At 69.2% G+C, this 26,231-nt stretch carries 21 protein-coding genes and 4 pseudogenes; 13 read left to right on the forward strand and 12 right to left on the reverse strand.

Going from position 1 to position 26,231, the window contains the following annotated elements; genetic code table 11:
• The first annotated feature begins 3 nt into the window (after positions 1-3).
• Positions 4-3,522, forward strand: coding sequence for a hypothetical protein (locus ACLF6P_RS29155; RefSeq protein ID WP_415954416.1), 3,519 nt, complete (start codon positions 4-6; stop codon positions 3,520-3,522).
• A gap of 139 nt (positions 3,523-3,661) precedes the next feature.
• On the opposite strand, the gene ACLF6P_RS29160 is transcribed toward ACLF6P_RS29155, so the two are convergent.
• From ACLF6P_RS29160 to ACLF6P_RS29180, 5 genes are all read right to left on the reverse strand, one after another.
• A complete protein-coding gene (locus tag ACLF6P_RS29160) occupies positions 3,662-4,006 on the reverse strand; it encodes a hypothetical protein (protein WP_415954417.1) in 345 nt (114 codons plus the stop codon).
• Between the two features lie 685 nt (positions 4,007-4,691).
• On the reverse strand, positions 4,692-5,522 hold the full coding sequence (locus ACLF6P_RS29165) for a transposase family protein (RefSeq protein ID WP_415954418.1): 831 nt from the start codon (positions 5,520-5,522) through the stop codon (positions 4,692-4,694).
• A gap of 73 nt (positions 5,523-5,595) precedes the next feature.
• Positions 5,596-6,066, reverse strand: coding sequence for a hypothetical protein (locus ACLF6P_RS29170; RefSeq protein WP_415954419.1), 471 nt, complete (start codon positions 6,064-6,066; stop codon positions 5,596-5,598).
• A 321-nt stretch (positions 6,067-6,387) separates the two neighbouring features.
• Positions 6,388-7,128 (reverse strand): glycine-rich domain-containing protein, encoded by a 741-nt coding sequence (locus tag ACLF6P_RS29175; RefSeq protein WP_415954420.1) that lies wholly within the window; start codon positions 7,126-7,128, stop codon positions 6,388-6,390.
• A 543-nt stretch (positions 7,129-7,671) separates the two neighbouring features.
• Positions 7,672-9,456: an IS481 family transposase gene (locus ACLF6P_RS29180; RefSeq protein ID WP_385860455.1), complete on the reverse strand. Its 1,785-nt coding sequence runs from the start codon at positions 9,454-9,456 to the stop codon at positions 7,672-7,674.
• Positions 9,457-9,818: 362 nt separating this feature from the next.
• Between ACLF6P_RS29180 and ACLF6P_RS29185 the strand changes: the two genes are divergently transcribed.
• Positions 9,819-10,289 (forward strand): GreA/GreB family elongation factor, encoded by a 471-nt coding sequence (locus ACLF6P_RS29185; protein WP_415954421.1) that lies wholly within the window; start codon positions 9,819-9,821, stop codon positions 10,287-10,289.
• Between the two features lie 56 nt (positions 10,290-10,345).
• On the opposite strand, the pseudogene ACLF6P_RS29190 reads toward ACLF6P_RS29185, so the two are convergent.
• Positions 10,346-10,435, reverse strand: a pseudogene (locus tag ACLF6P_RS29190) (3-hydroxyacyl-CoA dehydrogenase family protein); the annotation flags it as partial.
• A gap of 113 nt (positions 10,436-10,548) precedes the next feature.
• On the opposite strand from ACLF6P_RS29190, the gene ACLF6P_RS29195 reads away from it, so the two are divergent.
• Positions 10,549-10,734, forward strand: a complete 186-nt coding sequence (locus ACLF6P_RS29195) for a hypothetical protein (protein WP_415954422.1) — start codon at positions 10,549-10,551, stop codon at positions 10,732-10,734.
• Between the two features lie 48 nt (positions 10,735-10,782).
• Here the strand turns inward: ACLF6P_RS29195 and ACLF6P_RS29200 are convergent, their stop codons facing one another.
• Positions 10,783-11,151: a VOC family protein gene (locus ACLF6P_RS29200; RefSeq protein WP_415954423.1), complete on the reverse strand. Its 369-nt coding sequence runs from the start codon at positions 11,149-11,151 to the stop codon at positions 10,783-10,785.
• Between the two features lie 87 nt (positions 11,152-11,238).
• On the opposite strand from ACLF6P_RS29200, the pseudogene ACLF6P_RS29205 reads away from it, so the two are divergent.
• A pseudogene (locus tag ACLF6P_RS29205) lies at positions 11,239-11,778 on the forward strand (IS630 family transposase); the annotation flags it as partial.
• Between the two features lie 224 nt (positions 11,779-12,002).
• Here the strand turns inward: ACLF6P_RS29205 and ACLF6P_RS29210 are convergent.
• Positions 12,003-12,920 carry a LysR family transcriptional regulator gene (locus ACLF6P_RS29210; RefSeq protein ID WP_415954424.1) on the reverse strand — a complete coding sequence of 306 codons (918 nt, stop codon included), beginning with the start codon at positions 12,918-12,920 and terminating at the stop codon, positions 12,003-12,005.
• Positions 12,921-13,091: 171 nt separating this feature from the next.
• Between ACLF6P_RS29210 and ACLF6P_RS29215 the strand changes: the two genes are divergently transcribed.
• Positions 13,092-14,054 carry a DUF389 domain-containing protein gene (locus ACLF6P_RS29215; protein WP_415954435.1) on the forward strand — a complete coding sequence of 321 codons (963 nt, stop codon included), beginning with the start codon at positions 13,092-13,094 and terminating at the stop codon, positions 14,052-14,054.
• A 55-nt stretch (positions 14,055-14,109) separates the two neighbouring features.
• Here ACLF6P_RS29215 and fdhD read toward each other — a convergent pair whose 3' ends face one another.
• Complete coding sequence (fdhD, locus tag ACLF6P_RS29220; protein WP_415954425.1) at positions 14,110-14,946, reverse strand: formate dehydrogenase accessory sulfurtransferase FdhD; 837 nt, start codon at positions 14,944-14,946, stop codon at positions 14,110-14,112.
• A gap of 124 nt (positions 14,947-15,070) precedes the next feature.
• Positions 15,071-17,362: an FdhF/YdeP family oxidoreductase gene (locus ACLF6P_RS29225; RefSeq protein ID WP_415954426.1), complete on the reverse strand. Its 2,292-nt coding sequence runs from the start codon at positions 17,360-17,362 to the stop codon at positions 15,071-15,073.
• Between the two features lie 648 nt (positions 17,363-18,010).
• Between ACLF6P_RS29225 and moaA the strand changes: the two genes are divergently transcribed.
• The 7 genes and pseudogenes from moaA (at position 18,011) to ACLF6P_RS29260 (ending at position 24,092) form a co-directional block, all read left to right on the forward strand.
• Entirely contained in the window at positions 18,011-19,048 is a 1,038-nt protein-coding gene (gene moaA / locus ACLF6P_RS29230; protein WP_415954427.1) for a GTP 3',8-cyclase MoaA, read from the forward strand.
• 89 nt (positions 19,049-19,137) lie between these two features.
• On the forward strand, positions 19,138-19,401 hold the full coding sequence (locus ACLF6P_RS29235; protein ID WP_415954428.1) for a DUF6457 domain-containing protein: 264 nt from the start codon (positions 19,138-19,140) through the stop codon (positions 19,399-19,401).
• Positions 19,398-20,681: a molybdopterin molybdotransferase MoeA gene (locus ACLF6P_RS29240; protein WP_415954429.1), complete on the forward strand. Its 1,284-nt coding sequence runs from the start codon at positions 19,398-19,400 to the stop codon at positions 20,679-20,681. Before ACLF6P_RS29235 ends, ACLF6P_RS29240 begins: the two co-directional genes overlap by 4 nt.
• A gap of 82 nt (positions 20,682-20,763) precedes the next feature.
• Positions 20,764-20,910: pseudogene (locus ACLF6P_RS29245) on the forward strand (molybdenum cofactor biosynthesis protein MoaE); the annotation flags it as partial.
• Between the two features lie 52 nt (positions 20,911-20,962).
• A complete protein-coding gene (locus ACLF6P_RS29250; RefSeq protein WP_415954430.1) occupies positions 20,963-22,696 on the forward strand; it encodes an FUSC family protein in 1,734 nt (577 codons plus the stop codon).
• A gap of 170 nt (positions 22,697-22,866) precedes the next feature.
• Positions 22,867-23,106, forward strand: a complete 240-nt coding sequence (locus ACLF6P_RS29255) for a hypothetical protein (protein WP_415954431.1) — start codon at positions 22,867-22,869, stop codon at positions 23,104-23,106.
• A gap of 71 nt (positions 23,107-23,177) precedes the next feature.
• A complete protein-coding gene (locus ACLF6P_RS29260; protein ID WP_415954432.1) occupies positions 23,178-24,092 on the forward strand; it encodes a Rieske (2Fe-2S) protein in 915 nt (304 codons plus the stop codon).
• Between the two features lie 183 nt (positions 24,093-24,275).
• Here the strand turns inward: ACLF6P_RS29260 and ACLF6P_RS29265 are convergent, their stop codons facing one another.
• Positions 24,276-24,452: a hypothetical protein gene (locus tag ACLF6P_RS29265; RefSeq protein ID WP_415954433.1), complete on the reverse strand. Its 177-nt coding sequence runs from the start codon at positions 24,450-24,452 to the stop codon at positions 24,276-24,278.
• A 436-nt stretch (positions 24,453-24,888) separates the two neighbouring features.
• Between ACLF6P_RS29265 and ACLF6P_RS29270 the strand changes: the two are divergent.
• A pseudogene (locus tag ACLF6P_RS29270) lies at positions 24,889-25,397 on the forward strand (uracil-DNA glycosylase family protein).
• Positions 25,398-25,431: 34 nt separating this feature from the next.
• Here the strand turns inward: ACLF6P_RS29270 and ACLF6P_RS29275 are convergent.
• Entirely contained in the window at positions 25,432-25,965 is a 534-nt protein-coding gene (locus ACLF6P_RS29275; protein WP_415954434.1) for a DoxX family protein, read from the reverse strand.
• Positions 25,966-26,231: the final 266 nt, after the last annotated feature.

Below are 26,231 nucleotides of genomic sequence, written 5' to 3' on the forward strand. Positions count from 1 at the left end.
ACCATGATGTCCGTTGTGGGCCGCCTACTTGCCGCCCTGCTGCGTCTGGCCGCTGTGGCCGCGACCGTCATCGGAGTGCCCGTCCTGCTCGTGGCGCTCGGTCGCGGTCTGGGGGCCTCACCGCTGCCGGATTCGGTTCCCTCTGTCGGCGAGGTCGTCGACGCGCTGCTGGCGCCGGATGATGGCGGGCGGCTGCTGTCCGGCGTGCTCCTCGCGCTCGCCTGGGGCCTGTGGTTGTGGCTTGCTATCCCGCTCCTGGTCGAGGTCGGCGCGGTTGTCCTGCGCCGCTCCACGCCGCGCCTGCCCGGCATGCGCACCGGGCAGCGGCTGGCCGGATACCTTCTGGGCGGTCTGCTGCTCGCATCACCGGCGGCCGCCGCGGCTGCGGCTACCCCGGCACACGCCGTCACTCTGTCCCTCGAAGACCCGACGGGCACGGCCGCCGCCGCAACTGCGGCCCCGTCCGCATCCACTGCTGCCCGGCCGTCGGTGCCTGCCCAGGTGTCGGTCGGCGAGTACACCCACCAGGTGCGGGAGGCGGGGGTGCTTGCGTACGACGTGGCCGAGGCGCGTCTCGGTGATGGGCTGCGCTGGAAGGACCTGGCGGATCTCAACCCGGAGCTGCACGTCACCGGCGCTGCGTCGGAACTGCCGGTCGGCGGCGTGCTGCGGCTCCCTGCGGATGCCGCTCCCCCACAGGACTCCGATGGCAGGGCCGAACATGCCTCGATGTCGTCTTCCGCAGCGCCCATGTCGGTGCAGGCACCTGCTTCGGCCGACGGGGATGCCGCTCGCGACAGCGCGGCGGAACGGGTCGTCGAGCCTGGCGACAGCCTGAGCCTCATCGCCGAGGACGAGACCGGCGACCCGAACGCGTGGCCTGAGTTGTATGCGGAGAACAAGGGGCAAGCGCAGCCGCATGGGCGCACGTTCACGGATCCGGACCTGATCTACCCTGGGCAGAAATTGATGCTGCCCGACGAGTGGAGCGCACCGTCCGAGGGCTCCACGCCGTCCGATCGCGGCGAGGACCCTGACAAGAACCGTGAGGGCGCGGAGCGAGCGCAGCCTCCGGCGCAGCTGCCCGAGGAGGATTCCGCGGAGTCCGATGGGCCGTCGAGCACTCCGGACAGCAGCGAGTCGCCGCAGCCCGACGACGACAAGGACTCCGGTCGGCTCGATCCGGCGGAATCCCCAGACGCGTCCAAGGGGCCGTCGCAGAGCGCCGAGGTCCCCGCGCAGCCGTCGCGCAATCCGTCACCATCGCACTCCCCCACTGCCGTACCGGGTGAGCCGTCCGAGTCTGAGGATGCTGGCGCGCCGGTGCCACCTCCGGCGTCCAGCTCGGGGCCATCAGCGAGCACATCGCCGACGCACTCACGGAGCCCGTCGGCCCCACCGGCGTCATCCCACCAGGCAGTGGATCTGCGGTTGGTGGCCGGTGCGGGCCTGCTGCTCGCCACCGGGATCACGGCGGCACTCGCAACCCGCCGAGCCCTGCAGCGTCGGCGCCGCGGCCTTGGCGAGCGGATCGCGGTGGCCGAGGAGCCGTCTGCGGCGGAGGCACAGCTCGCGGCCGCGGCCGACGAGGCGCCCGCCCAGCAACTGGACCGGGCCCTGCGCACGCTGGCGGCCGCAGCCGACGGCCAGGGCGCCGTTCTGCCGCCGGTGGCGGCGGCCCGGATCACTCCCCGCTCGGTGGAGGTGCTGCCCGTTGACAGGACCGTCCAGCCGATGACGCCGTTCACCGCGGGCGGCGACGGATGGTGGGTGCTGCCCGACGAGGCACACCTCCTTTCGCCCGAGGACGCAGGCGCGGTGGCTGCGCCGTATCCGGGTCTGGTCACGCTCGGCTCCGACAGCAGCGGCGATCTCGTGCTGCTGAACCTGCCGCAGACACAGGTGGTCCTCCTCGACGGCGAGGACGAGGACATCGAAGCGGTACTGACCGCGCTCGCCCTGGAGTTGGCGGAAGCGCCGTGGGCGCAGCAAGCCGAGCTGATCTGTGTCGGGTTCGGTACGGAGCTGCAGGGGCTGCTGCCCTCCTCACGGCTCGCGTACGTAAGGGAGCCCGCGCATGCGGTGCGTGATCTCGCCGAACGGCTGTTGTCTGCCCGCCAGTTCCCCGAGGAGGCCCACCAGCCGTATGTACTGTGCGCCAAGTCTCTGGATCCGGACTCCTCGTGGCTGCTCGCCGAAGCGCTGCAGAACGCCGGCGATGTGCCGGTCGCGCTGGTGGCGCCGTCCGGCGGTGTCACCCAGCTGTTCCCGGAGGCGCATGTCCTTGATGCCTCCGCCGATGGTGCGCAGCACGTGGATGCCGTGGATCTTCCGGTGAGGCTGCAGCGGCTGGACCGGTCCGCGTACCAGCAGATCGTGACCGCGTTCCAGGTCGCCAGTCAGCCCGCTGAGCCCGCGCAAGGTATGTGGCGCAATGTCCCCGGCGAGTCCAGCACGGTTGAGGAGGCGGCTGAAGGCGGCGGTCAGCCGCTGGTCGCGGCCGTCGCCCGGCCGGTGGTTCGCGTGTCCGCCGGAAGCAGCCCGACGACGGCGGAGCGTAGTTCCGTTCCAGTAGCGTTCCAGACGGCATCGTCGGAACCGGGAGGACTGCGTCTGATCTCGTCCCTCTCTCCTGTCCCCTCCCCCGCTGCCGGAGGCCGCGAGCCGGGCGAGGACGAACACGGCCCCGGAGGCGAGCAGCCGACGACGACTCCCGTCGAGCCGGATGCCGAAGCTGCCGGCGGTGCGGCGGCCGTGCTCGAGGTAGAGGAGTTGCACGTGCCAGAGATCCGTGTGCTCGGTCCGGTCGACGTCACCGAGCTCGCCTCGAGCGGCCAAGGCCCCCGACTCGCGCAGCTTGCCGCCCTGCTGTACTTCAAGGCGGACCGCGATGGCGACACGGTGTGCGCCGACATGAGTCCCAACAATCCGTGGAGCCGCGACACCCTCACCGCGCGCATGAAGGATCTGCGCACCCGGCTCGGGACCGACGCCGACGGCGAGCCGTACGTACCGCGACGCACTGCCCGCGACACCCCGTTCCGGATCTCGCCCAGGCTGCGCTGCGACTGGACCCGCTTCCAGCAGCTCGCGGAGCAGGGACTAGACGCCGGACCCAGTGGACTGGCCGCGCTGGAGAAGGCGCTGCAGCTGGTGCGCGGCAGGCCCTTCGGGGAGCACCCGCTGCCCTGGTGCGACCCGCTGCGTCAGGAGATGACGGTACGGATCGTCGACGTTGCGCATACGGTCGCCGCGTGGCGCATGGCACCTGGTCCTGCGCGCGACCTCGCCGCTGCTCGGCAGGCTGTCACGGTCGGTCTGACCGCCGATGAAGTGTCCGAGGTCCTGTTCCGTGACTGGATGCGCATCGAGCATGAGCTCGGGAACCGCTCCGGCCTGCACACGGCGATCACGCGCATGCAGACGATGATCCGCACTCTGCACGGCGTCCTGGAGCCGGAGACCGAAGAGCTCATCGATGAGCTGATGGGCCGGACCGGCCGGATCAACCAGTCCCAGTGACCCCGTGGGCGCCTGCACGGTGGCAGGCCCCACCGGTGCGCAGGGAGTCGGTCCGCGTCAGGGGTTCAACTCCCGCCACTCGAGGTTGAGTCGGGTCCGCTCAATTCTGCGCAGTGATCAACAAGGAAGGTGGGGTGCCCTATCCGCGGGCTGTCTGCACGTCACTGCGCACGTAGGCGAGCAGTTCGGCGATGGCCGCCTCGTTGGATACGGGCCTTCGTCGCTGCCATTCGGCCAGGGTCTCGCGCACCGTCTCGGAGGTGCGCAGCGCCTGCGCGACCAGGTCGTCGCCCAGCGACTCCGTGGTCTCCGCGTCGCCGCCGGTGATGATGACCGGCCCGTACAGGGGGTACAGGTCCAGGCCGCGCCAGGCGCTGGCCAGTGCCCAGGCCACGAGGTTGAGGCGGGCACGGCCCTGCGTGTAGCGGTGCTGCGCATCGTCGAGGATGTGCAGCACCGCGCGCCGGTGGTAGATGCCTGTCACGGTGATGCCGCCGAGGAGCGCTGGCCAGGAAGTATCGGTCGACGGTGGTGACCTGCGCGGCCCCCTCGTCTTCGCCGCCGCGGTCGCCGCCCGCTGCACCTGGTGCCGTTTCCGCCCGCGTGGCAGCAGCGTCCTCGCGATCCAGGCCGGTCGGTTCCGGTCGCTCCGGAGCGGCGAGGTTGTCCGGCGGAGTGGTGATCTCGGCGTGGTGGCGGTCGCGGAACCGTCGCAGCGGGGCGTGCAGGGCGCGCTCCGGCAGCGGTCCTCCCCCGGCTGCGGGTATGCCGTAGTGGTCGCGGAGGTAGAGGGCGAACGTGCGGGTGTTGGGGTAGTCCCCGTACTCGCTCATGTAGCGGGTGAAGGCCGCGTAGTAGGTGTCCTCGGTCCGGTCGTCGAGGAGCAGCTGGTCGTGCGTCTCGTGGACTGTGTTGTGGGCCGGTTCCTGCGGTTCGGCTTCATCCTGTGCGTACGGCACGGGGGGCCGCCACGTCTATGTGCTCTTCCGCAGGCATGTCCGTGGAGGGTCGGGGCCGGCGGGGAGCGAAGACGTCATAGCCGTTGACGCTCCCCTCTCCCCCACTGAGATCGTTTCATCCTGATTCCTGCAGGTCACCGGCCCTGGTGTGGTCTGGGAGTGACGGATTCCTGCCGGTGGACATCGTGATCACTTCGGGGAGATCATCCGTCACCTCTGAACCTCGGTATTCGCCAGGACGAGGAGGGCACGCAGGAGCGTGGTCGCGTGTCGGGCGTTCATGCGGACCTTGGCCAGGATGCGCCAGGACTTCAGGTTGGCGAAGCCTTGCTCGACGGCGGCGCGTTCGCGGTTGAGCAGGCGGTTTGCCTCCTTCTCCGCGTCGGTGAGCTTGTGGTTCTTCGTGGCCTTGCGGCCGGTGATGATCACCGGGTCGTCGTCGGGCTGGTCGTCCAGGCCGACGAAGCCGAGGTCGGCCAGGGCACCGAGTCCGGCCTCGCGGAGGTGCGCGGTGACCTTGTCGTGGCGGGCGGTGGTGATCTCGCTGGACCGGCCGGGCCTGGCCGCCGAGATCCAGATCAGGTTGCCCTTCTCATCGGTCAGCGCGAGGAACAGCAGGCCGTGGGCCTTGTGCTTCCCGCTGTAGTTCTTACGGTTGTCCGCTCCAGTGCGGCGGCGGGTGCGGACCAGGGTTCCGTCGAGCAGGACGACGACGCCCTTCCTGGCGATCTTCTTCAGCGCGCGGTCCAGGCGCGGGGCGCGGGCGGACAGCAGACGCAGGACCTCCATCACCCAGCGGCGCACGGTGGAGGCGGAGACGGCGTTGCCGCCAGCCATGTCGCGAAGTCGCTGGTCATGGCGGAGGACGGCGAGCACGATCAGCGCCTGGGTGCCGGCGGGGAGCTTGCGCCAGCGGGTGCCCAGCCGGTTGCGTTCGCGGCGTATCAGATCACCGACGAGATCGAGAGTCCGCTTCGACAGCGGGAGCCGGACCTGGTAGACAGCTTCGTGAGCGCCCTCGGCGGGCTGGTTCGTTGTCACAGACTGGCCAACTCCCGCCGGGGGCCCTCGCGTTACGGCCAGAACCGGCCCTGTTGCCCGCGATCCGGCCAGGTCAACGTGGCAGGTAGCGGCCCGCTCCGGTCCGCGACAGCCATCCCCGGTCGGCGAGTTTGCGCAGCTGGCCGCGGACGGGCTCGACCTTGCCGGGAGTGAGCTCCCGGCCCAGCGACCGGGCCACATCCTTCGCCATCACCGGACCGTCCGCGTCGGCAACGATCTCCACAATCCGCCGATAGTCCGAGGTCAGGGCCTCCAGACCCATCCCGTCAGCACGGTCCGGGACCAGCCGCATCCCGGCCGCACCCGGCGTCACCACTACCGGCTCCGGCTCCGGCTCCGGCTCCACGATGCCCGACGCACTCCGCCCACTGTCCGTCGCCTCCGCCCGCCCCCCGAAGACCACCTCGGCAGCCTCCAACCGAGCCAGCCGCGCCTCGACACCGGCCAGCTCCTTGCGCAACAGCTGGGCACGTTCCTCCAGCTCAAGCCGCTGCTGCACCGTCCACGTCAGCACATCCGTCATACAGCGGAAGCTACGCGGCCAACGGCCGCCCCCACCCCAGAACGCCATACCCTGCCCGTGACCGACGACCACGTGCTAACGATCTCTCCCCCCGACCAGCCCGAGTACATCAGCCGTCACTCACACCAGGCCCGTGACCTGCGAGTTCAAGATGAAACGATCAGTCCGCCTGAAACAAGATCACCGACTCAACGAAACCCGGGGCAGCTCACCACCCATCCAGCCGCCCCAACTGCCAATCCGGGGAACCTTCTCGGCAGCATCACTCCCGCGCGGCGCTCTGCGGGTAAGCGGCGACGTCACCATCGTCCGGTGCCGACGTCACCAGCGGACGATGACGTACCCGTCGATACCGGGCTTGGCGACCTGGGCGATGCTGTTCTCGCGCCAGGGGGTTCCACCCTGCCCGCCCTGGCCCCTGAACCCGGGCGGGTTCACCGTCCCCATCGTCACCGGGTAGCCGCCTCCGGCTGCTGGGGGACCGGTGCGGTATCCGCAGTTCCCTCCCTCGCCGTTCCCGCCCCGGCGGACGAACCCGCCGCCACCGCCGGGAACCTTCGGCGTCGCCTGACCGTGGCCGCCCACGCCGGGCGCGGCCATCGTGTCCCCACCCTGGCCGCCTTCGGCCCACATCACCCGCCGGCCCGAGACCAGGACCGCGCTGTTGCCGCCCTTGACCCCCGGTGTACCGGCCACCGTTCGCTCCTCGTCGGCGGGAGTTCCGTTGGCGCCGCCGTCCCCGACCCTGATCCTTACCGTCATTCCCGGCTTGACGGGGATGTTGCCCTCCACGAAGCCGCCCGCACCGCCACCCCCACCGGGGCAGGCCTGCCACATCGAGGCGATCCACCGGTAGTCACCCCCTCCGCCCCCGCCCCCGGCACCCCAGGCGCGAACCTGGAGCGCCTCCACACCCGCGGGAACGGTGAACGACGCCGTCTCGGTGAACTCCCGCGTCCCCCGAGGGGCGGCGGAAGCGGAGGACGGCGGAGCGAGCAGGGTGGCGGCAGTCATCGCGGCGACGGCGGAGCCGGACGCGAGCGCGCGCAGTGATGAACGCATGGAGAGGACCCCTCTGGCTACAGAGTGTTGCGAATCGAGTGCGCATAGTACACGGGGTTGGATGGTCCGATGGGTGGGTCACCAGGACCGCAGCCCGCAAGGACCTGGACGACGGCGATGCGTCCTGGGCGACGGACTGCCGCGTGCTGCTGCGGCAGCGTCGGGACTCCACGAAACGCAGAGCAGCTCAGAGCAAGGCTTCGCCAACCTGAAGTCCTGGCGCATCCTGGCCAAGGTCCGCATGAACGCCCGACACGCGACCACGCTCCTGCGTGCCCTCCTCGTCCTGGCGAATACCGAGGTTCAGAGGTGACGGATGATCTCCCCGAAGTGATCACGATGTCCACCGGCAGGAATCCGTCACTCCCAGACCACACCAGGGCCGGTGACCTGCAGGAATGAGGATGAAACGATCTCAGTGTGTCAACGGCCATGTAGTTCTCCCCAGATGTGAGGTCCGGGGAGATGCTTGACAGTTCGGTCCCGGGACTTGCTTGACGGTGTCTCGCATGATGCTTGACGGTCCCAGCTGAGGGTTGACGGTCAGCGGGGATCGGCGATGTAGCGGGTGACGGGGCCGCCCTTGAGCGGGTGGGTGGAGATCTCGACCTCGCCGTCGAGGACGCGGAAGCAGGTCTCCTCGATGACCACGGTGACGGTCTTGCCGGCGTGCGCGACGCCGGGGCGGAGCTTGTGGCGGGCGACAACGAAGGTGCCGTCGGCTCCGACCCGCCGGACCGCTCGCCGTGGCTGCGACGGTGGTGGTGGCAGCGGCGTGGTGGCGGTCCGGGCGCCGGTGAGTTTCGCGCGGCGCTGGTGCGGGATCGGGGCGGTGAGGGTCTTGACCAGGAGCCCGGCGTGGATCACATACATCAGGCTGCCGTCGAATCGCAGGGTGACGTGCTTGCCGATCAGTTCGGTGCCGAGGGCGACGGGCGTCTGACCGAGCGAGACCACGCCGTCCTTGGTGGCCTTGCGATCGACTTCGACGACAGCCGCGGGCTCCAGAGGTTTGTCCGTGCTGATACCGCCCTGCGGTTCGGGGCCGCCGAGCCGTCCGCCCCGCAAGATCAGCCCTTGCAGGTCTGCGTCGGTGAAGCTCATGGACCGAGTCCTGATCAGCTGCCCGTCGAGGACGACGTGAACCGTGCGGTGGCTGACCCAGACCGTGACGGTTCGACCGACCAGGGTCGGGCTGAACTTCAGGCTGCGTGCCTGCGGCAGCATCACGTGTCGGCCCGGGCTGACCACGGCCTCGAACTCCACGGCCTGGAGCGGGAGGTTCTCCTCGGACGAACTCGGCGGCGGAAGCACCGGCAGCCGCATCGGTTCCGACGGCCCCGCCTTCGACTCGGCCACCACGCCTTTTGCGGCCTCCGACGCGCCGGCCGGGAGGGTGTGCGGGCGGAAGACCTGAGCCGGAGTGGCCATCTCCAGCGACTGATGGGGCCGGGTGTGGTTGTAGCTGTGGACCCAAGCGTCGATCGCACTCTGGGCCACAACTGGGTCGGCGAAGGGGCCGGAGTGGTCGAGCATCTCGCGGCGCAGGGTCTTGTGAAACCGTTCGATTTTTCCGGTCGTGGTGGGCGACTTGGGCTTGGTCAGTCGCTGGTTGATGCCGTTCTCGCGGCATACCCGCTCGAACATGACCTCGGTGGGCAGCGGTTTGGAGTAGCGGCCGGTGAACTGCTTGCCGTTGTCGGTCAGCATCTCCGAGGGGACCCCGAAGCGGCGCATCGCCTCGATGAACGCCTCACACACCGCTCGCCCGGTCGGCTGCACCAGCACCGTGGCGATCACGATGAACCGCGAGTGGTCGTCGATCCCGGTGACGAGCTTGCACTCCCGGCCGTCGGCGAGGAATACCCCGCCCATCAGGTCCATCTGCCACAGCTGCATCGGGGCGTCCCGCTGCCACCGCTTGTAGACGCGGCGGTGGACCTGGACCTGGTGGCTCACCAGGCCGTTGCGGACCAGGATGCGGTGCACCGTGGAACGGCCCGGCACGTCCGCGACCCCGCGTACGGCCAGTTCGTGGGCGATCCGGCGGGCGCCCCACTTCGGATAGGTCTGCCGCAGCTGGCAGACGGCGAGTTCGACCTCGGTCGACACCCGCGACGGCGAGCTGTGCGGCCGCCTCGACCGGTCCTTCAACCCGTCTCGTCCGTACTCGCGGAACCGCCGTAACCAGGTATGCAGAGACTGCCGCGACGTTCCGTATCGGCGGGCGACCTCGGCCACCGGCGCACCGTCCAGCACCTCCACCACAGCCCGGAAACGGTGCTCAACTGTCCAGTCCTCATCGGCAGTCGCAGCCGGCTCGGCTATCTCGCCCATGCCCGTACAACGAGCCCCGCCCGTCAGGGATGTGCTCGGACCGTCAGAAGTCTCCCGCGACCGTCAAGCAAGTCCAGGATCAACCGCGTCAAGGAAGAGCTGGGACTGCACAGTCACTCAGTGCGGGGATCGAGGAGTCCCCCTCTATCCAGGACTCGAAGGTCTTGCCGGAGGGGAGTTGGGCCTGCTTGCGATGGTTACGACGGGTCGCGTCACCTTGCCGAGAGGCGCCGGATGCCCGCCGGCGCGGTACGAGCCGCCTACCCTATGACGCACCGAACAGACTGATATCTTCGCGATGTCCCCATTTGACCAGTGGCGCTGCATGCGCCACCCGCAGGACGGGAACTGCAATGAACGGTGGCCCCGAACCCATCAGCGCCGTCGCCCGCGAGGCGCTGCTGCGGGAGCTGAATGACCTGCGTATCGAGCGCGAGGCGGTTGCGGCCACCTTGCGGGGTGGCGGCGGTGACGAGACCGGCGACCGGGCCGATCAGGCGGACGAGCTGATGCGTGCCACCGAGCTGGACCGGCTGGATGCCCGGATCGACGAGATCGAGGTGCGGCTGCGGACGGCGGCGACCGCGGGGGCCCCGTCGGCCGGTGTGGTGGGTGTGGGCAGTACGGTGACAGTGCGGTTCGCCGACGGCACCGAAGCCACGCTCCACATCGGTGAGATCGCGGACGCGGAGGACCATAGCCTGGTGACCGCCGACAGTCCGCTCGGCCGCGCGCTTCTGGGCCATCGTGCCCACGATGCGATCACCTACGACACCCCCCAGGGCACGGACGAGCTCCTGGTGCTCGCAGTTGCCGACGCCTGACACCCTCTCGGCCGAAACTGTTACGGGCCCTCCGGGGCCCGTTTTCGTCGTCTGCGTCAGCTCGGGGTGTCGTACGTGTAGAAGCCCTGGCCGGACTTCACTCCCAGATGTCCGGCATCCACGTACTTCTTGAGCAGCTTCCGCGGACCAGCGGGCAGATGGGGTGTCGGCGTACGGACTCTTCTGGCTCTGGCAAGATTTTCGTAGGCGGAGATCATCTCGGTGACACGGTCGTCCGGTCCGCGTAGCGGCGGCGGAGGTGGGCGATCAGAACGACGCGGTGGCGGAGGAGCGGGACGCCGGACGCGTCCCCGTCGAACGCGGCTTTGCCCATCTGAAGAACTGGCGGATCCTCACCAAGCTCCGTACTGACCCCGCCCGCGCCACCCACCTGTTTCGCGCGCTGCTCGTCCTGACGAACATCGAGGCCGCTACCGACAATTGATCTCTACAGCAAGCAGCCCACGATCAGCACAAGCAGCGCGGAACAGCGTCACCGGGCCGGGATCGGCTGAGTGAGGTTCACCGGGTTGCCGTCGGGGTCCTTGATGTGGGCGACGCGCTGTCCCCACGGCATGTTGTTGGGGCCGCTGCTGACCGAGCCGCCCAGTGCCTCCACCCGGCCGAGTGTCTCATCGACGTCGTCGACACCGATGCTGAGCAGGATCCGCGGCGCCGTCCCGGTCCCCGGGTTCGCCTTGGCCACCAGGCCGAGGTCGGTGTCGCCGATGCGCAAGCCGAGGTAGAAGGCCGGGCCTTCCTCCGGAACCCGGAAGATCTCCTCAGCGCCGAACAATTTCGTATAGAAGCCGAGCAGAACGTCCTGGTCGGCAGTCAGGATCACCGGCTGGATGGTGGACATGGCACTCCTGTCGAGAACGGTCGTGTCGTTGGGTAGACCGTTCGAGGACGGTGAACTCATCGGCAAAACCGCTCTGCCAGACGATCTACACCCCAGACTGCCGCCCACGACCAGCACGAGCACCCCGAAACGAGGTCACGCCACCCCGCTGACCAGCCACTTCAAGATGGCGGAGCTTCATTGTTCGCGGCCTTCGACGCGGCGAGCGGGAAGGTGATCGGCTCGCTCCACCGGCGCCACCGGGCGGAAGAGTTCAAGAAGTTCCTCGCCAAACTCGACAAGGAGATCCCGCGAGAACTCGATGTCCACCTGATCTGCGACAACTACGCGACCCACAAGACCGCGGCGGTCAAGAAGTGGCTGCTGGCCCATCCCAGGTTCCACATGCACTTCACGCCCACGAGCTCGTCCTGGCTGAACCTGGTCGAGCGATGGTTCGCGGAGCTGACGAACAAGCGGATACGGCGAGGTGTCCACAAGTCGGTCCAGGCGCTGGAGAAGGACATCCGCACCTGGATCGACTCGTGGAACGACAACCCCAAGCCGTTCGTCTGGACGAAGACCGCTGACCAGATCCTCGAATCCCTGGCCTCGTACTGCCGACGAATTACAGACTCAGGACACTAGGTCGCGCCGCGGCGGACCCGACCGCCCGCCGGCATCCGCCACGCGCGCTCGAGGAGTACCCGTCATGGCCCACACCAAGCGCTCGCTGTTCCTGCCCGCCCACACCGAGAACGACTCCGATCCCGCCATCGCCGCAGTGCTGGACAAGGCCGAGGCGCAGACCGGGATGATCCCCAATCGCTCTGCCGGCGCGCCGACGAGGCGCACAGCTCGGCACGCGGGCGTCATCCACCCGGCAGCTGTTCCAGAGCGGTCGCCACGTCCACGTGCCGCACGACGTCCATCAGAGCACGAGCCATCACCGACTCCGGTTCCCTGGCAGCGGTCACGATGCCGACCGGAATCCGTCGAGCGGGCTCGACCAGTGGCATGGCCCGCATCCCGTACGGGACTCCGAAGACGTGCAGCCACGCGTGCGGGACGATACTTGCCCAGTGGCCCGACCTGACGTGAGCGAACAGCGCGCCCACCGAATCGGTCTCGACTCGGGGCGCCGGACTCAGTCCCGCCCCGGCGAACACCTCGTCCAGCACGCGGCGCCCCTGCATCGCCCCGGTCAGCAGGCACAACGGCAGCCGTGACGCCTCCGCCCAGGTCACCGTCGGCTGTGCAGCCGGGTCCTCCGGGACCGAGGTCAGGAGCACATACCGCTCCTCGTACAGAGGCAGGACGCGGAAGCCAGCGGGCAGTTCCTCGTGTACGTAGGTGATGCCCGCGTCGATCTCGAAGTCCCTCACCTGGCGCAGCACATCCCGTGACTGCAGGTCGGCCGACACCTCGACCGTGGCCAGCGGATGCGCCGCGCAGAACGGCCCTGTGAGAAGGGCGACCGCGCCGGAGGCCGTGGGTATCGAACCGATCCGCAACCGTCCGGTGAGCCCCGCACGCAAGGCTCCCACCTCGTCCTTGAGGGCATCTCGGTCGGCGAGGAGGCGCTGGGCCCGTAGGACGATGCGCTCGCCCTCCGGAGTCAGTCCCTCGTACTTGCGGTCCCGCTTCACCAGCGGGACACCCAGCTCGTCCTCCAGTTTCCGAATCGCTTCGGACAGGGCCGGCTGGGAGACGTAGCACGACTCGGCCGCGCGGGCGAAGTGACGCTCGCGGGAGAGGGCCACCAGATATTCGAGTTGGCGAAACAGCACGTGACGGGTTTACCCGGCGCCCCACCGAAACGCAAAGCCTTGCGCTGTGACACATCCATCCGGTCGCGGCCCACCATGACGACCGCCGCCGGATTGCCTGCGACACCGACCAACCGCCAGACCACACGCTTCCCGTGGAATTCTGCCCTTCGTCCGGATACTGACCTCGTGATGGAAATCAAGGTGATCTGTGAGCGGAGCCAGAGTGCCATTGTGACGGGCATCCTCGACGCCGAGCCGGGAGTGGCTCACGTCACCGTCGCCCAGGGCATCAGCAAGTCCCCCGAGGGCGGCGATGTCATCGAGGCCGTCGTCGCGCGCGAGGTCGCGGAGGACATCCTCCACCAGTTGGCCGCGCACGGCGTACCCCGTCGCGGCGAGGTCAGTCTGCAGCCGATGCACACGATGCTGTCGGAGAGTGCCGCGGCGGCCGAACGCTCCGCGCCCGGCGACAGCAGCGACGCCGTCATCTGGGACGAAGTCGTCGCCACCACCGGGGAGGAGAGTCGGCTCACGTTCGTCTTTCTCGCGTTTCTCACGATCGCCTGTCTGCTCGCCACGGTCGGCGTCGTCACCGATTCGGCGGTCACCATCGTGGGCGCGATGGTGGTGAGCCCGGACTTCGGCCCGCTGGCCGCGCTCGCGGTCGCCTTCGCGGGCCGTCGGCGCGGCCTGGCGGTCTCCGCCGGTGCCGCGCTCGGGGTCGGCTTCCCGCTGGCGATGCTGGTCACCGCCGCGCTGACCGGTTTCGCCCGCCTCATCGGCCTGTTCGAGCCCAACGACCTCAACGGTCTGCAGGAGGTCGCCTTCATCTACCAGGTGGGGCCGTTCTCCGTCATCGTCGCACTGCTTGCCGGGACCGCCGGAATGATCGCGCTCACCTCGGAGAAGTCCGGTCCGCTGGTCGGGGTCTTCATCTCCGTCACGACCGTTCCGGCAGCGGGATTCGCCGTGCTTGCCGCCATCGCGGGTGAATGGCACCTCTGCGGTGAGGCCCTCCTCCAGCTGCTGGTCAATGTCGTCGGCGTCACCGTGGCCGGTACGCTCACGCTCCTCGCCCGGAGGCGGCACATCATCCCCAGCCCCGGCACGGGGGTCCACCAGTTGCGCCGGGCGCCGCGACGACGCCTGTGAGGTGGCGACGCCCGCTACCGCGGTCGCGGCCACAGCGGTAAGGTCAGTGGGCCCGTCATGCCACCGGAGTCGCCTCCAGGCGCTCGGCGCCGGTGTAGACGTTCATGGCCGTACCGCGCAGGAAGCCGACCAGAGTCAGTCCGCTGTCCGCTGCCAGGTCTACGGCGAGAGAGGACGGAGCGGAAACGGCCGCCAGCATCGGGATTCCGGCCATCAATGCCTTCTGCACCAGTTCGAAGGAGGCCCGCCCGCTCACCATCAGTACGGTTCCGCGCAACGGCAGCAGTCCTGCGCGCAGGGCGTGCCCGACGACCTTGTCCACTGCGTTGTGCCGGCCGACGTCCTCCCGCAGGCACAGCAGTTCACCGTCGGTCGTGAAGAGCCCGGCGGCGTGCAGACCGCCGGTACTGTCGAACACCCGTTGTGCCTCCCGCAGTCGGTCGGGGAAGGCCGACAGGGCCTGCGGCCCCATGCGCAGCGGGTCCTCCGCAACGGACCACGCCGCGCTGGTGCGTACCGCGTCCAGGCTGGCCTTGCCACACAGTCCGCACGAGGACGTTGTATAGAAGTTGCGTTCCAGCGATGCGTCCGGCGGGGCTACGCCTGCCGACAGGACGACGTCCACCACGTTGTAGGTATTGGCTTCGTCGTCCGTGGCGCCGGCGCAGTAGCGAATTCCGGAGACGTCCTCGGCCCTGTGCACCACGCCCTCGCTCACCAGGAAGCCGGTCGCGAGATCGAAGTCGTGTCCTGGCGTGCGCATGGTCACGGTGAGCGGACGCCCACCGACACGGATCTCCATCGGCTCCTCGACGGTCAGGGTGTCCGGGCGGTGCGAAGGCACGCCGTCCCGGATACGCAGGATCCGTCGTCGCGCCGTCACTCGTCCCATGAGAGCTCCTTCTCCGCGGACCCCAGTTCCGCCGTTCGTGTGTCCGAGTCGTTCATGTCCCGGCTCGACGGACGACGGTATGGCCCTGGACCGGTCACGCCGCGTTCCCACGCCACGTGCCCGGTCATCCGGGGTCGCGCGCCGGTTCCAGGCGTACCACCACCCCCTTGGAGGTCGGGCAGTTGCTGATGTCGGCGACGCTGTCCAGTGGCACCAGCACGTTGGTCTCGGGATAGTAGGCGGCGGCCGAGCCGGGGCTGGCCGGGTAGGCCACGACCTTGAAGTTCTCCGCACGGCGCTCCCTGCCGTCGTGCCAGACGCTGACGAGGTCGACTACTGCGCCGTCCGCGATCCCGAGCAGCTTGAGATCGGCGGGGTTGACCATGACGACGCGGCGGGCGTTGTGGATGCCGCGGTAGCGGTCGTTGGGGGCGTACCAGATGGTGTTCCACTGGTCGTGGGAGCGCAGCGTCTGCAGGAGGAGGTGTCCTTCGGGTACGCGTGGCGCGGTGAACTCGTTGCGGGTGAAGACGGCCTTGCCGCTGGGGGTGGGGAAGACGCCGTGGTTGGCCGGGTTGGGCAGGTGGAAACCTCCCGGCTCGGACACCCGGGCGTTGAAGTCCTCGAAGCCCGGTATGACGCGGGCTATCCGGTCCCGGATGGTGCCGTAGTCCGCCTCGAACTCCTCCCACGGGATCATGTACCTCTTGCCGAGGGTCGCGCGGGCCATGCGGCTGATGATCGCCACCTCGCTGAGCAGGTACGGGGAGGCGGGCGGCAGCTTGCCGCGGGAAGCATGGACGTCGCTCATCGAGTCCTCGACGGTGACGAACTGCTCTCCGGACGCCTGTATGTCCCGGTCGCTGCGGCCGAGGGTGGGCAGGATCAGCGCGGTCTCGCCGCAGACCGTGTGGGAACGGTTGAGCTTCGTGGAGATGTGCGCAGTCAGGCGGCAGTTGCGCATCGCCTGCTCGGTGACGTCGCTGTCGGGCGAGGCACGTACGAAATTGCCCGCGACACCGAGGAAGAACCGGGCGCGGCCCTTGTGCATGGAGCGGATGCCGTGAATCGCGTCCAGGCCGTGGTGACGGGGCGGAGTGAAGCCGAACTCGTGTCCCAGGGCGTCGAGGAACTCCTTGGGCATCTGCTCCCACACACCCATGGTGCGGTCGCCCTGGACGTTGCTGTGGCCGCGCACGGGGCAGGCGCCCGCCCCGGTCCTGCCGATGTTGCCGCGCAGCATCAGGAAGTTGATGACCTCGCGGATGGAAGGGACGCCGTGCTTGTGTTGGGTCAGTCCCATCGCCCAGCAGACGATGATCCGGTCCGCCTTCAGGACCCGCTGGAAGACCTCGCCGATCTCCTCGCGGGACAGCCCGGTCGCGTCGACGACGTGCTCCCAGGTGACCTGGCGCGCGTGCTTCTCGAAGTCATCGAAGCCGATGGTGTTCTTCTCGATGAAAGCGTGGTCGATTACCGTGCCTGGCGCGGCGTCCTCGGCTTCGAGGAGCAGCAGGTTCAGTGCCTGGAACAGGGCGAGGTCGCCGCCGGCCCGGATGTGCAGGAACTGGTCGGCGATCTGCGTGCCCTTGCCGATGATTCCGCGGGGCCGCTGCGGGTGCTTGAAGCGCAGCAGCCCGGCCTCGGGCAGTGTGTTGACGGCGACGACCTGGCCGCCGTTGCGCTTGGTCTCCTCCAGCGCCGACAGCATCCGCGGGTGGTTGGTGCCGGGGTTCTGCCCCACGACGAAGACCAGGTCGGAGTGGTGGAGGTCGTCGAGTGAGACGGTGCCCTTGCCGACGCCGAGTGTCTCCGCCATGGCGAATCCACTGGACTCGTGGCACATGTTGGAACAGTCCGGGAGGTTGTTGGTGCCGTACGCCCGCGCGAAGAGCTGGAGGAGGAAGGCGGCTTCGTTGTTGAGCCGGCCGGAGACATAGAACAGCGCTTCGTCGGGAGAGGCGAGCTGCTTCAGCTCCCGGGCGAGCACAGCAAAGGCCTCGTCCCAGCCGATCGGCTCGTAGTGGGTCGCGCCGGGCCGCTTGACCATGGGTTCGGTCAGCCGGCCCTGCTGGTTGAGCCAGTAGTCCGACTTCGAGTCCAGTTCGGCTATGGAGTGCTCGCGGAAGAAGTCCCGTGTGACGCGCCGTGAGGTGGCTTCGTCGTTGATGTGCTTGGCACCGTTCTCGCAGTACTCGTTCATGTGCCGCTTGCCCGGAGCGGGCTCGGGCCAGGCACAGCCGGGGCAGTCGATACCCTTCGCCTGGTTGATGTTCAGCAGCGTCAGCATGGTGCGCCGCGGAGACGTCTGGCTCAGGGAGTACTCCAGCGCGTGCGTCACCGCAGGCAGACCCGTCGCCCAGGTCTTGGGCGGGGTGACCTTCAGATCGTCACTCGGATCCTCGATGCCGCTCATATCAGCTTTCCTCTTCCTTCCGTCCCCCCTGTTTACGCCCGCCCCCCCTGTTTACGCCCGGAACCGCACACCGAATATCCACGTTCGCTGGACACGCATCGGGACCCGCGGCCATGGCAGCTTCCGTCGCCCTGCAACCTCACGTCAAACAAGGCATTTCGATCGCCTGATAGGGGGCACCTATGCACGCCCGACCGCTTGTCGAGCACCTGGTCAGGGCCGCTCTATGCGCCGCCATAACCGCCACCGATCTAACGATCGGACATTCGTATTTGACGACCGCGCAAAATTCACGGACGGTTTCCAGTGCACAAGGAAAGCGCCAAAGAAACACGACGTCAGCGGACCAGGGGGATCGGCTTTGAAATCCTGCGCTACCGACACTCCCCTGGCCGTGCTCACCTGCCCGACGCGCGCCGCGGCAGCCGTTAGCCTGATGAGCGTCCAGGCCGATCCCAGCATCTGCTTGCCGGGAGTTGCCCGATTCAACCCCTTGCGGCGCGTGCCGTCAGCGAACGGGTCCGGGTGCCGGGCGCCTGACGACATATGTCTCTCGTCCGACGCCGCCGCCGAGCGGCGGCGGCGTCGGACTCCGTCCTCGATGCCGCACCGCGTGACTGCCCACGGGCGGAGGAAGAAGGCAGAGCAGTGCCCCGACCGCGCCCCGACCACCGCAGCGGCACATCCACCGGGCCGACCGCGCCGCTGGTGGACCGGTTCGGCCGTGTCCACACGGACCTCAGGGTCTCGCTCACGGACCGGTGCAACCTGCGGTGCACGTACTGCATGCCCGCCGAGGGACTGAACTGGCTTCCCAGCGCCGAGGTGCTCACCGAAGACGAAGTGGTCCGCCTCGTCCGGATCGCGACGCAGCACCTGGGCATCACGGAGGTCCGGCTGACCGGTGGTGAGCCACTGCTGCGTCGCGGACTTCCTGGTCTGGTCGCGCGCCTCACCTCACTGGACCGGCCTCCGGAACTGTCGCTCACCACCAACGGCATCGGTCTTGCCCGCAGCGCCACCGCCCTGCGAGAGGCCGGACTTCGCAGGGTCAACGTCAGCCTGGACACGCTCCGGCCCGAACGCTTCGCCCAGATCACCCGGCGGGACTGGATCACCGACGTACTCGACGGCCTGCGCGCCGCCCGCTGCGCGGGCCTGGACCCGGTCAAGGTGAACGCGGTCCCTGTACGCGGCGTCAACAACGACGAGATCGCCGATCTGGCCTCCTACGCCGCTGAGCACGGCTACCGCATGCGGTTCATCGAGTCGATGCCCCTGGACGCGCAGGGCGCCTGGGACCGCGAGCGGATGGTCACCGCCCAGGAGATTCTCGACAGCCTCCGCGAGCGGTTCGACCTCGTACCGGTCGCACGGCAGGACAACGCGCCCGCCGAGGAGTGGCGGATCGCTGGTACCGAAGCCCGGGTGGGCGTCATCGCCAGTGTCACCCGACCGTTCTGCGGCAACTGCGACCGGGTGCGGCTGACCGCGGACGGGCAGCTGCGCAACTGCCTCTTCGCCAGCAAGGAGTCCGACCTGCGGGCCCTGCTCCGCGGCGGCGCCGACGACACGGTCCTGGAGGCGGCCTGGCGGACCTCGGTCGCGGGCAAGGGGCCCGGACACGCCATCGGCAGTTCGGAGTTCCGCCGTCCGCAACGGCCGATGTCGGCCATCGGCGGGTGACACCGCCCCCACCTGCCGCCTCACGCGTCAGGACCGCGCGACAGGGACAACCTCGTACGACATGGACATGAGAGGACAGGGTGAGCCGGATGCGGCTGCATGAACGGATCGCCGAGGTCAAGACCGAGTTGAGCCTCGACCACGATGTCGACGTCGCCGATCTGTTGGGCATGACCAAAATGGTCGCCCACAGCGTGCCACGGCCCGCCGCCCCGCTCACGGCTTTCCTGGTCGGCGTCGCCGCCGCACAGGCCGGCGGCGGGCCCGCGGCGGTCGCCGAGGCCAACCGGCGGGCGGAAGCGCCAACCGAGCGCTGGTCCAGCGAGCGCGAGAACAGGCCGGGAACCGTATGACTACAGCACGCACGACCGCACCCGACGCCGGGCCATCGAGCTCGGTTCATGACGCCAGGCCACCGCTCCCTCTCGATGCGGCGCGCACCGCACACACGTGGGAGCAGGCCCGGGCGATCGCCCGCGACGCCGCACCTCCACTGCCCGCTGTGACCCGAGACCTCGGCGGGGCCTACGCCCACGCGCTCGCCGAACCGCTGGCGGCGCTGACCGACCTGCCGCCGTTCGACACCTCCGCCATGGACGGCTGGGCCGTCGCCGGACCGGGGCCATGGAGGCTGCAGGACACCGCTGTACTGGCCGGCGGGCAGCCCGAACCACTGCGCGCAGGAACCGCCGTCCCCATCGCAACCGGTGCCCAACTGCCGCAGAACGCGACCGCCGTTCTGCGCCGCGAACATGGCACGGTGGACCAGCAGGCAGGCGTACTGCACGACCAGCCCATGGGCTCGGGACACCTGACATCGGGCCGCGACATCCGCCCGCGCGGTCAGGAATGCCGCTCCGGAGAGGGGCTGGTCCCGGCCTGCACCGCCGTGACCCCATCCGTGCTGGGCATGGCGGCGGCCTGCGGGTACGACCGCCTTCTGGTGCACCGCCGTCCAAGGGTGGAACTTCTCGTACTCGGCGACGAGTTGCTGGAATCGGGCCCGCCCAGGGAAGGCAAGGTCCGCGACGCGCTCGGCCCGCTGCTCCCTCCATGGCTGCACAGCCTCGGCGCCGAGATCATCAGGCACCGCATCGTGGCGGATGACCTCGCCCTTCTGCGGGAGGCTGTACTCAGCTCCCCCGCCGATGTCGTGGTCACCACCGGCAGCACCGCCGCCGGACCGGTGGACTTCCTGCACGACACCCTCGCCGAGGCGGGCGCCGCACTGCTGGTCGACTCGGTCGCCGTACGCCCCGGCCACCCCATGCTGCTCGCCCGGCTCTCCCCCGCCGCGGACGGCCGGCCTCGCCACCTTGTCGGTCTGCCCGGTAATCCGCTGGCCGCCGTAGCCGGCACGGTGACCCTGGCAGCGCCCCTGCTGCGCCGCCTGGGCGGGCACGCGGACGCGGAGCAACGTCGTGCGACGATCACCCACGCACTGCCGGGGCACCCCCACGACACACGTCTCGTGCCGGTGCTCCGCATGGACGACGGCGCTGCGACGCAGCTCCCGTTCGACGGACCCGCGATGCTCCGCGGCCTCGTATGCGCCGACGGCCTCGCCGTGGTCCCGCCCGGCGGCGTACCGGCCAATGCCACCGTGGAGGTCCTGGACGTACCCGGACCATGAGCGAAGCCCGACCGCCACTGCGCCGTACGTATCCGCCACTCTTGCCGCTCTCCGAGGAGACCCGCCATGGAGGCACCAGGGCATCGCGGTGATCGCAGCCGTCTCCAGCCCTCACCGCGGCGAGGCCTTCACCGCCTGCGGTCGCCTCGTCGAGGACCTCAAGCACGAAGTGCCGATCTGGAAGCCTCAGGTCTTCCGGGACGGCTCCGAGGTATGGGTCGGCGCGTGTTGGATCCCACCCTCGGTCGGCCGTGGCCCGTTCGTGCCGATCCTGTCCTGTCATGACCGGTCGCGGCCCGCGGGAGCATGTGGCGGGCGTGGCACGAGTGCTCTCTCCGCACGGCGCGTTCGCCCTGCACCGAGTGGACGGTGCATTCCCCTTCGCGCTGCGTTCCGCAGTAGCCATGGCGCTGCCGACGCTGCCCTTGGTGCTGTCGGGACGGGCCACGGACTCCGTCTTCGCCATGATGGGCACGTTCACCACCGCGTTCGGGCGCAACCTTCCCTACACTCGGCGCGCCCGAGTCCTCGCGGTGGTCGCCTGCGCCATGACGGCATGCGTGGGCGCGGGCTCCGCCCTCGCCGCCTGGGTGCAGCCCCGGGAAAACGCGGCCGGTGCCGCCGTGGTGGTCGCGGCGATGGCCGTGGTGGCCGGGCTGGCGAAGTTCGCATGCGACGCGGCGAGGCTCGGCGGGCTCGGAGCCGTGCTGCTCCTCTTCTCGTTCGCCGTGTCGGCGAACGGCACGCCCGCCATCGGCGATGTCCTCCCGCACACCGGGCTGGCCGCCGTGGGAGCGGTCGTGGCCTGGGCGCTGGCCATATCCGGGCGGTTGGTGCAACCAGACCGGCCCCAGCGCCTGGCGGTGGCCACGGCGCTGCGTGAGCTCGCCGCGCTCCTGGAGGCGGCAGGGGCACAGGGCGGTGGCCCGGCTCCCCGGCAACACGCCACCGCCGCGGTCGTGCAGGCCTACCAGTCGCTCGGTGTACTGCCCCCGACGGCCGCAGAACGAGGTGGCCGGGCGGATGTGTGCGTGATCCTGGCCGACTTCTCCTGGTCGCTGCTGATCGACTCGGCGCACCGGCCTGAGGCTGCCCCTGCCGGTCTGCCGCGACATCTGCGCCGCCAGATCCGGGTTCTCGTGGACTGGCGCCGCCGGACCCCTGCTCTCGTCGCCGAGCTGACGTTCCTGTCCCCAGGCGACCGGGGCGGACCCCGGAGCGGCGCCACAGCGATCGGGCCCGGTGCTCCAGCCACCGGGCGCGCCACCGAGCTGCTGATGGGTCGGCAGTCCGATGGCCGCGGCCGTCTGCTGACCCTCGCCGTCCCGGCGCTACGAATGGGACTCGGTGCCGGCGTGGCGGGCGGGTTGTCCCTCGCCCTGGGCCTCGGCCACGGGTACTGGGCGGCGATCGCGGCCGCCGCGGTGCTGCACTCCGTCAACGTCCGCATGGCAGCGCAGCGTGCCGTTCAGCGCACCTTCGGAACGGTCGCGGGACTGCTCCTTGCCTTCGGGGTACTGGCCGCCGGCCCGACTCCCACGGTGCTCGTTCTGGTGATCGTGCTCTTGGAGTTCCTGCTGGAGTACTTCGTCGTACGCAACTACGGCCTGGGCGTCGTCTTCCTCACGCCTCTCGCCCTGCTGCTGACCGACCTGGCCGATCCCGAACCGGCCGGTGTTCTCGTCGCGGACCGGGCCTTGAGCAGCCTGCTGGGGATCACCATTGGGCTCGTCTGCGCTCTTCTGGTCGTTCATGACCGAGCCGCGGTCAGGGCGGAACGGGCACTGGCCGCATGCGTCGAAGCCACCGAGCGGGCGGAGCGGGCGTTGACCGACCACTCACGGCCGCCACTCCCGGTACTACAGGCACAACTGGCCGCGGCAGTCGTGGAACTGCGTGCGGCCGACGACGCCGCAGCAGGCGAACTGTGGCAGGCCGAGATAGACCCCGCCGAACTCGCCGCCATGGAGCAACGTGCGTACCTTCTGCTGGCCCGGATCACCGGATCGCAGTGAGGTCGAAGCTACGCGTGAGTCCCGGCCCTGCTCGCGAACAAGGTGCTGCGGCCCGTGCCGAGGGCCTGTCCTCCGGCGGGGGCGATCACGAGGACAGCCATGGACAGGCATCGAAGATCTTCTGCGGCACCGAAATCGCGTTCGTACCCCATAGCAGGAACGATGCCCTTATGACACATTTCCCGAGCAGCGCCGCAGAAGAGGCGGGTCAGTGGTTCTACTGCCTCAAGCACGAATCAGTCGAGGAGGGCCCCGCATGCCGGGCAGCGGATCGCCTCGGGCCCTATGCATCCAGTGAAGAGGCCGCGCGAGCCATCGAAACCGCCCGCAAGCGCACTACCCAGTGGGAATCGGACCCACGTTGGCAGGACGGTGAGGAGAAGAACGGCGGAACGAACACAGTCGACTAGAACTGTCTGTATGGCCGGCCTGCGGCCTTCGTGAGATCGTGAGGTGAGCAGGCTTCAGGACGTCACTCGTCATGACCGAAGGACGAGGGATCATCGTGATGCAGAGTCTGATCAAAGAGGTCGAAGGGCTGCGGGCACTCGACCGTGCCTGCCATTCGGCCGCCGGCTGGGTGGGCCGGATGACGCGCCCCAACGCGGTGAAGAACACCCTGTCCGGGACCTGGCTGGGGCATCCGGTGCACCCGGCGCTGACGGCCCTGCCCATCGGCGCGTGGACGATGGCCTTCGCGCTGGACGTGACCGCGGGACGGGCTGGAACCGAATCGGCCCGCCGACTGGTCGGGCTGGGACTGCTCGCCACACTGCCGGCCGCGGCGACAGGCGCGTCCGACTGGTCGGAGACCTCCGGCGCCACACAACGTGCGGGCTTCGTACACGCCGTATGCAATGTGACCGCCGCGGCGGTTCAGGCTGCTTCCTGGGTAGCCCGCCGCAGGGGTCGACACCGGGCGGGGGCCGTACTTGGTGGGGCGGGCCTCGGCATCACCGCGTGCGCCGCCTATTTGGGCGGGCATCTGTCGTTCGTACGGGGCGTCGGCGTCAACCACACGGCCTTCGAGCACACCGTCGAGGAGTGGACCGACGTTGCGGCACTGTCCGGCCTGCAGGAGGGGCGACCGCACCGGGTGACGGCGGGCGGAGTGCCGGTGGTGCTGGTCCAGCACGAGGGATTCGTGAGTGCGATCTCGGCTACGTGCACTCACGCCGCGGGCCCGCTCGACGAGGGCGAAGTCGTGGACGGGGAATGCATTCGCTGCCCCTGGCACGGCAGCGTCTTCCGGCTCCTGGACGGCACGGTCAGGCGCGGCCCCGCGACGGTCGCCGCACCGCGCTGGGACGTGAAGGTCGACGACGAGGGCCGCGTCTACGTCCGGGCTGCCACCTCCTGCACCCGACGGCTGGGATTACACACGCTGCTGCGGTGAAAGCGACCCTCGATACGAAATCAAGAGCGATAAAAAGGAGCGATAAAACAGACCACGTCGCCATACACAAGGGGGCGCGCTGACCAGACTCTGAGTAGGTCGCTTGTCGGCGCCGATTCGGTGCCGGTCCTGGCACACGGTCAAGGCATGGGATTGAGGGGTACGGAAATGAGCAGGCATGCGTCAGATTTCCCCGACGAACTCCTGTGGCGATACTTCGGATCGGAGTTCGGCTCTGCCCCGCAGCTGCGTCGAGCAGAGGTCGAAAAGCTCCTCACCGACGACGGGCAGCGGCGATTTGAACTCGCCGAGCACGCCGCCGTGTCCTGGGGCAGGACAGAAATCCTCGGTGACGTCCACATTGCCTCGGAACGCTTCGTGGTCACGCCACGGGGGCTGCTGTACGCCGCCCGGCTACGGGGGAAGCAGGGACAACCCCGGCGTCCGCGCCCTGCATACTTCACTCCGCGGATCGGGCACGCCGGACGAGCGCCCGCGCCCGCGCGGTCACAGTCGCTCTACTATCTGGCAACACCCCACTCATCATTCGACCAGCTTGTCGACCGGGTCCGTACCACCCCACCGCGGCAAGACTCGACGACGGTGGTGGACAGCCGGTTCGGCCACGAACTCGAGTTCCCCTGTCCGCTCGACGCCTCGCTTCGCCGGACTCTGGACTCCCATCCCGTTCTGATCTGGATCTAGCGTCGATCGCGACGCCTCCCCTGCGCCTGGAACGCCGGCGGTTCTCCACTGCGCCCCGGCCACAGCCCTGGGCGGCGATATCGTGGAAAACATGGAAGGCAGCCCACTCGCCGAACTCGACCGTCGGATCTCCGACTGCCGGGACTGCCCCCGGCTGGTCGAGTGGCGCGAAGAGGTGGCCCACACCAAACGCGCCGCCTTCGCAGACCGGACCTACTGGGGCCGCCCGATCCCGGGCTGCGGGCCACCCGATGCCTCGACTCCGCTGGAGCGCGATACCTGCCGCCCCTGACTGGTGGAAGAGCTACGGCTGCTGCAGCCCACTCTGAAGGCTGTGGTCGTGCTCGGCGCCTTCGGTTGGGAGGCTGCCCTGCCAGCCTTCGCCGAGGCGGGCTGGAGCGTGTCCCGACCGCGGCCCGGCTTCGGACACGGCGCCCGCGTGACGCTCGACGGGCTGGAGGTCTTCGGCTCCTTCCATGTCAGCCAGCGCAACACGTTCACCGGCCGACTCACCCCCCCCAGATACTCCGGGACGTTCTGCTCACCGCCGCTGACCTGGCGGGGATGGGATGCCGACTCGACCCGCAGGACCGGGGCTGAACACGCCCCCGACGCCTCGCGCCGGCCCACCAACTCAGGACGGTTCGGATGTGCTCTGGGCGTCGCGCAACCGTGCTTGTCGTGCTCCTACCGCTGCCCAGGCAAGGACAGCGGCGGCAGCGAACGCCGCGGGCGCCATCCAGGGCCGGTCCAAGCGGTAGCCGCACGCGTGGTCCACGGAGAGACGCCCGGGCCCTGTCAACGCCAAACCGGCCGCGGCCACGCCGTAGATGGTGTTCAGCTCGTAGCCTCCGGCGTAGCCGAAGAAGCCGTGGGGCGCGTGCACCGCCGCCGCCCCCAGCATGCTCGCCGCCACCGCCGCCCCACCCGCGGGCGTGGCAAGGCCCAGGCCGAGAAGGGCTCCGCCGCCCGCCTCCGCGGCTCCGGCGGCGACCGCGCTCACCATGCCCGGCTTGTAGTCCTGCTCCTCCATGAACTGTGCAGTGCCCTTGATGCCGGACCCCCCGAACCAGCCGAAGAGCTTTTGCGCGCCGTGCGCGAACAACGGCCCGCCCACACCCAGACGAACAAGCAGGAGACCGACGTCTCGGCGATCCACACACGTCACGGCAGTACACCTCCGACAAGCTTCAGGCCACGGGTCTTGACCACGTCTCCCTCCACCGTCACACGGAAGGCCGAGCAGCGCCTGGCGGGACAGGGGCTACTCGGCCGCTCACAGGTGCTGTCGCGGCAGCGGGCGTTGCGCCCTCATATGGTTGGCGCAAATGCCAGGTGAGAGCCTGGTGTGGCACCCGGGCGCGGCCCCGGGGAGGTACTGAGCTGCCCCGAGTTTCGTAGAGTCCGATCTTGATTGGTTCAGGCGGACTGCGG

The organism is Streptomyces lothianensis, from assembly GCF_047779955.1.
Lineage (GTDB): Bacteria > Actinomycetota > Actinomycetes > Streptomycetales > Streptomycetaceae > Streptomyces.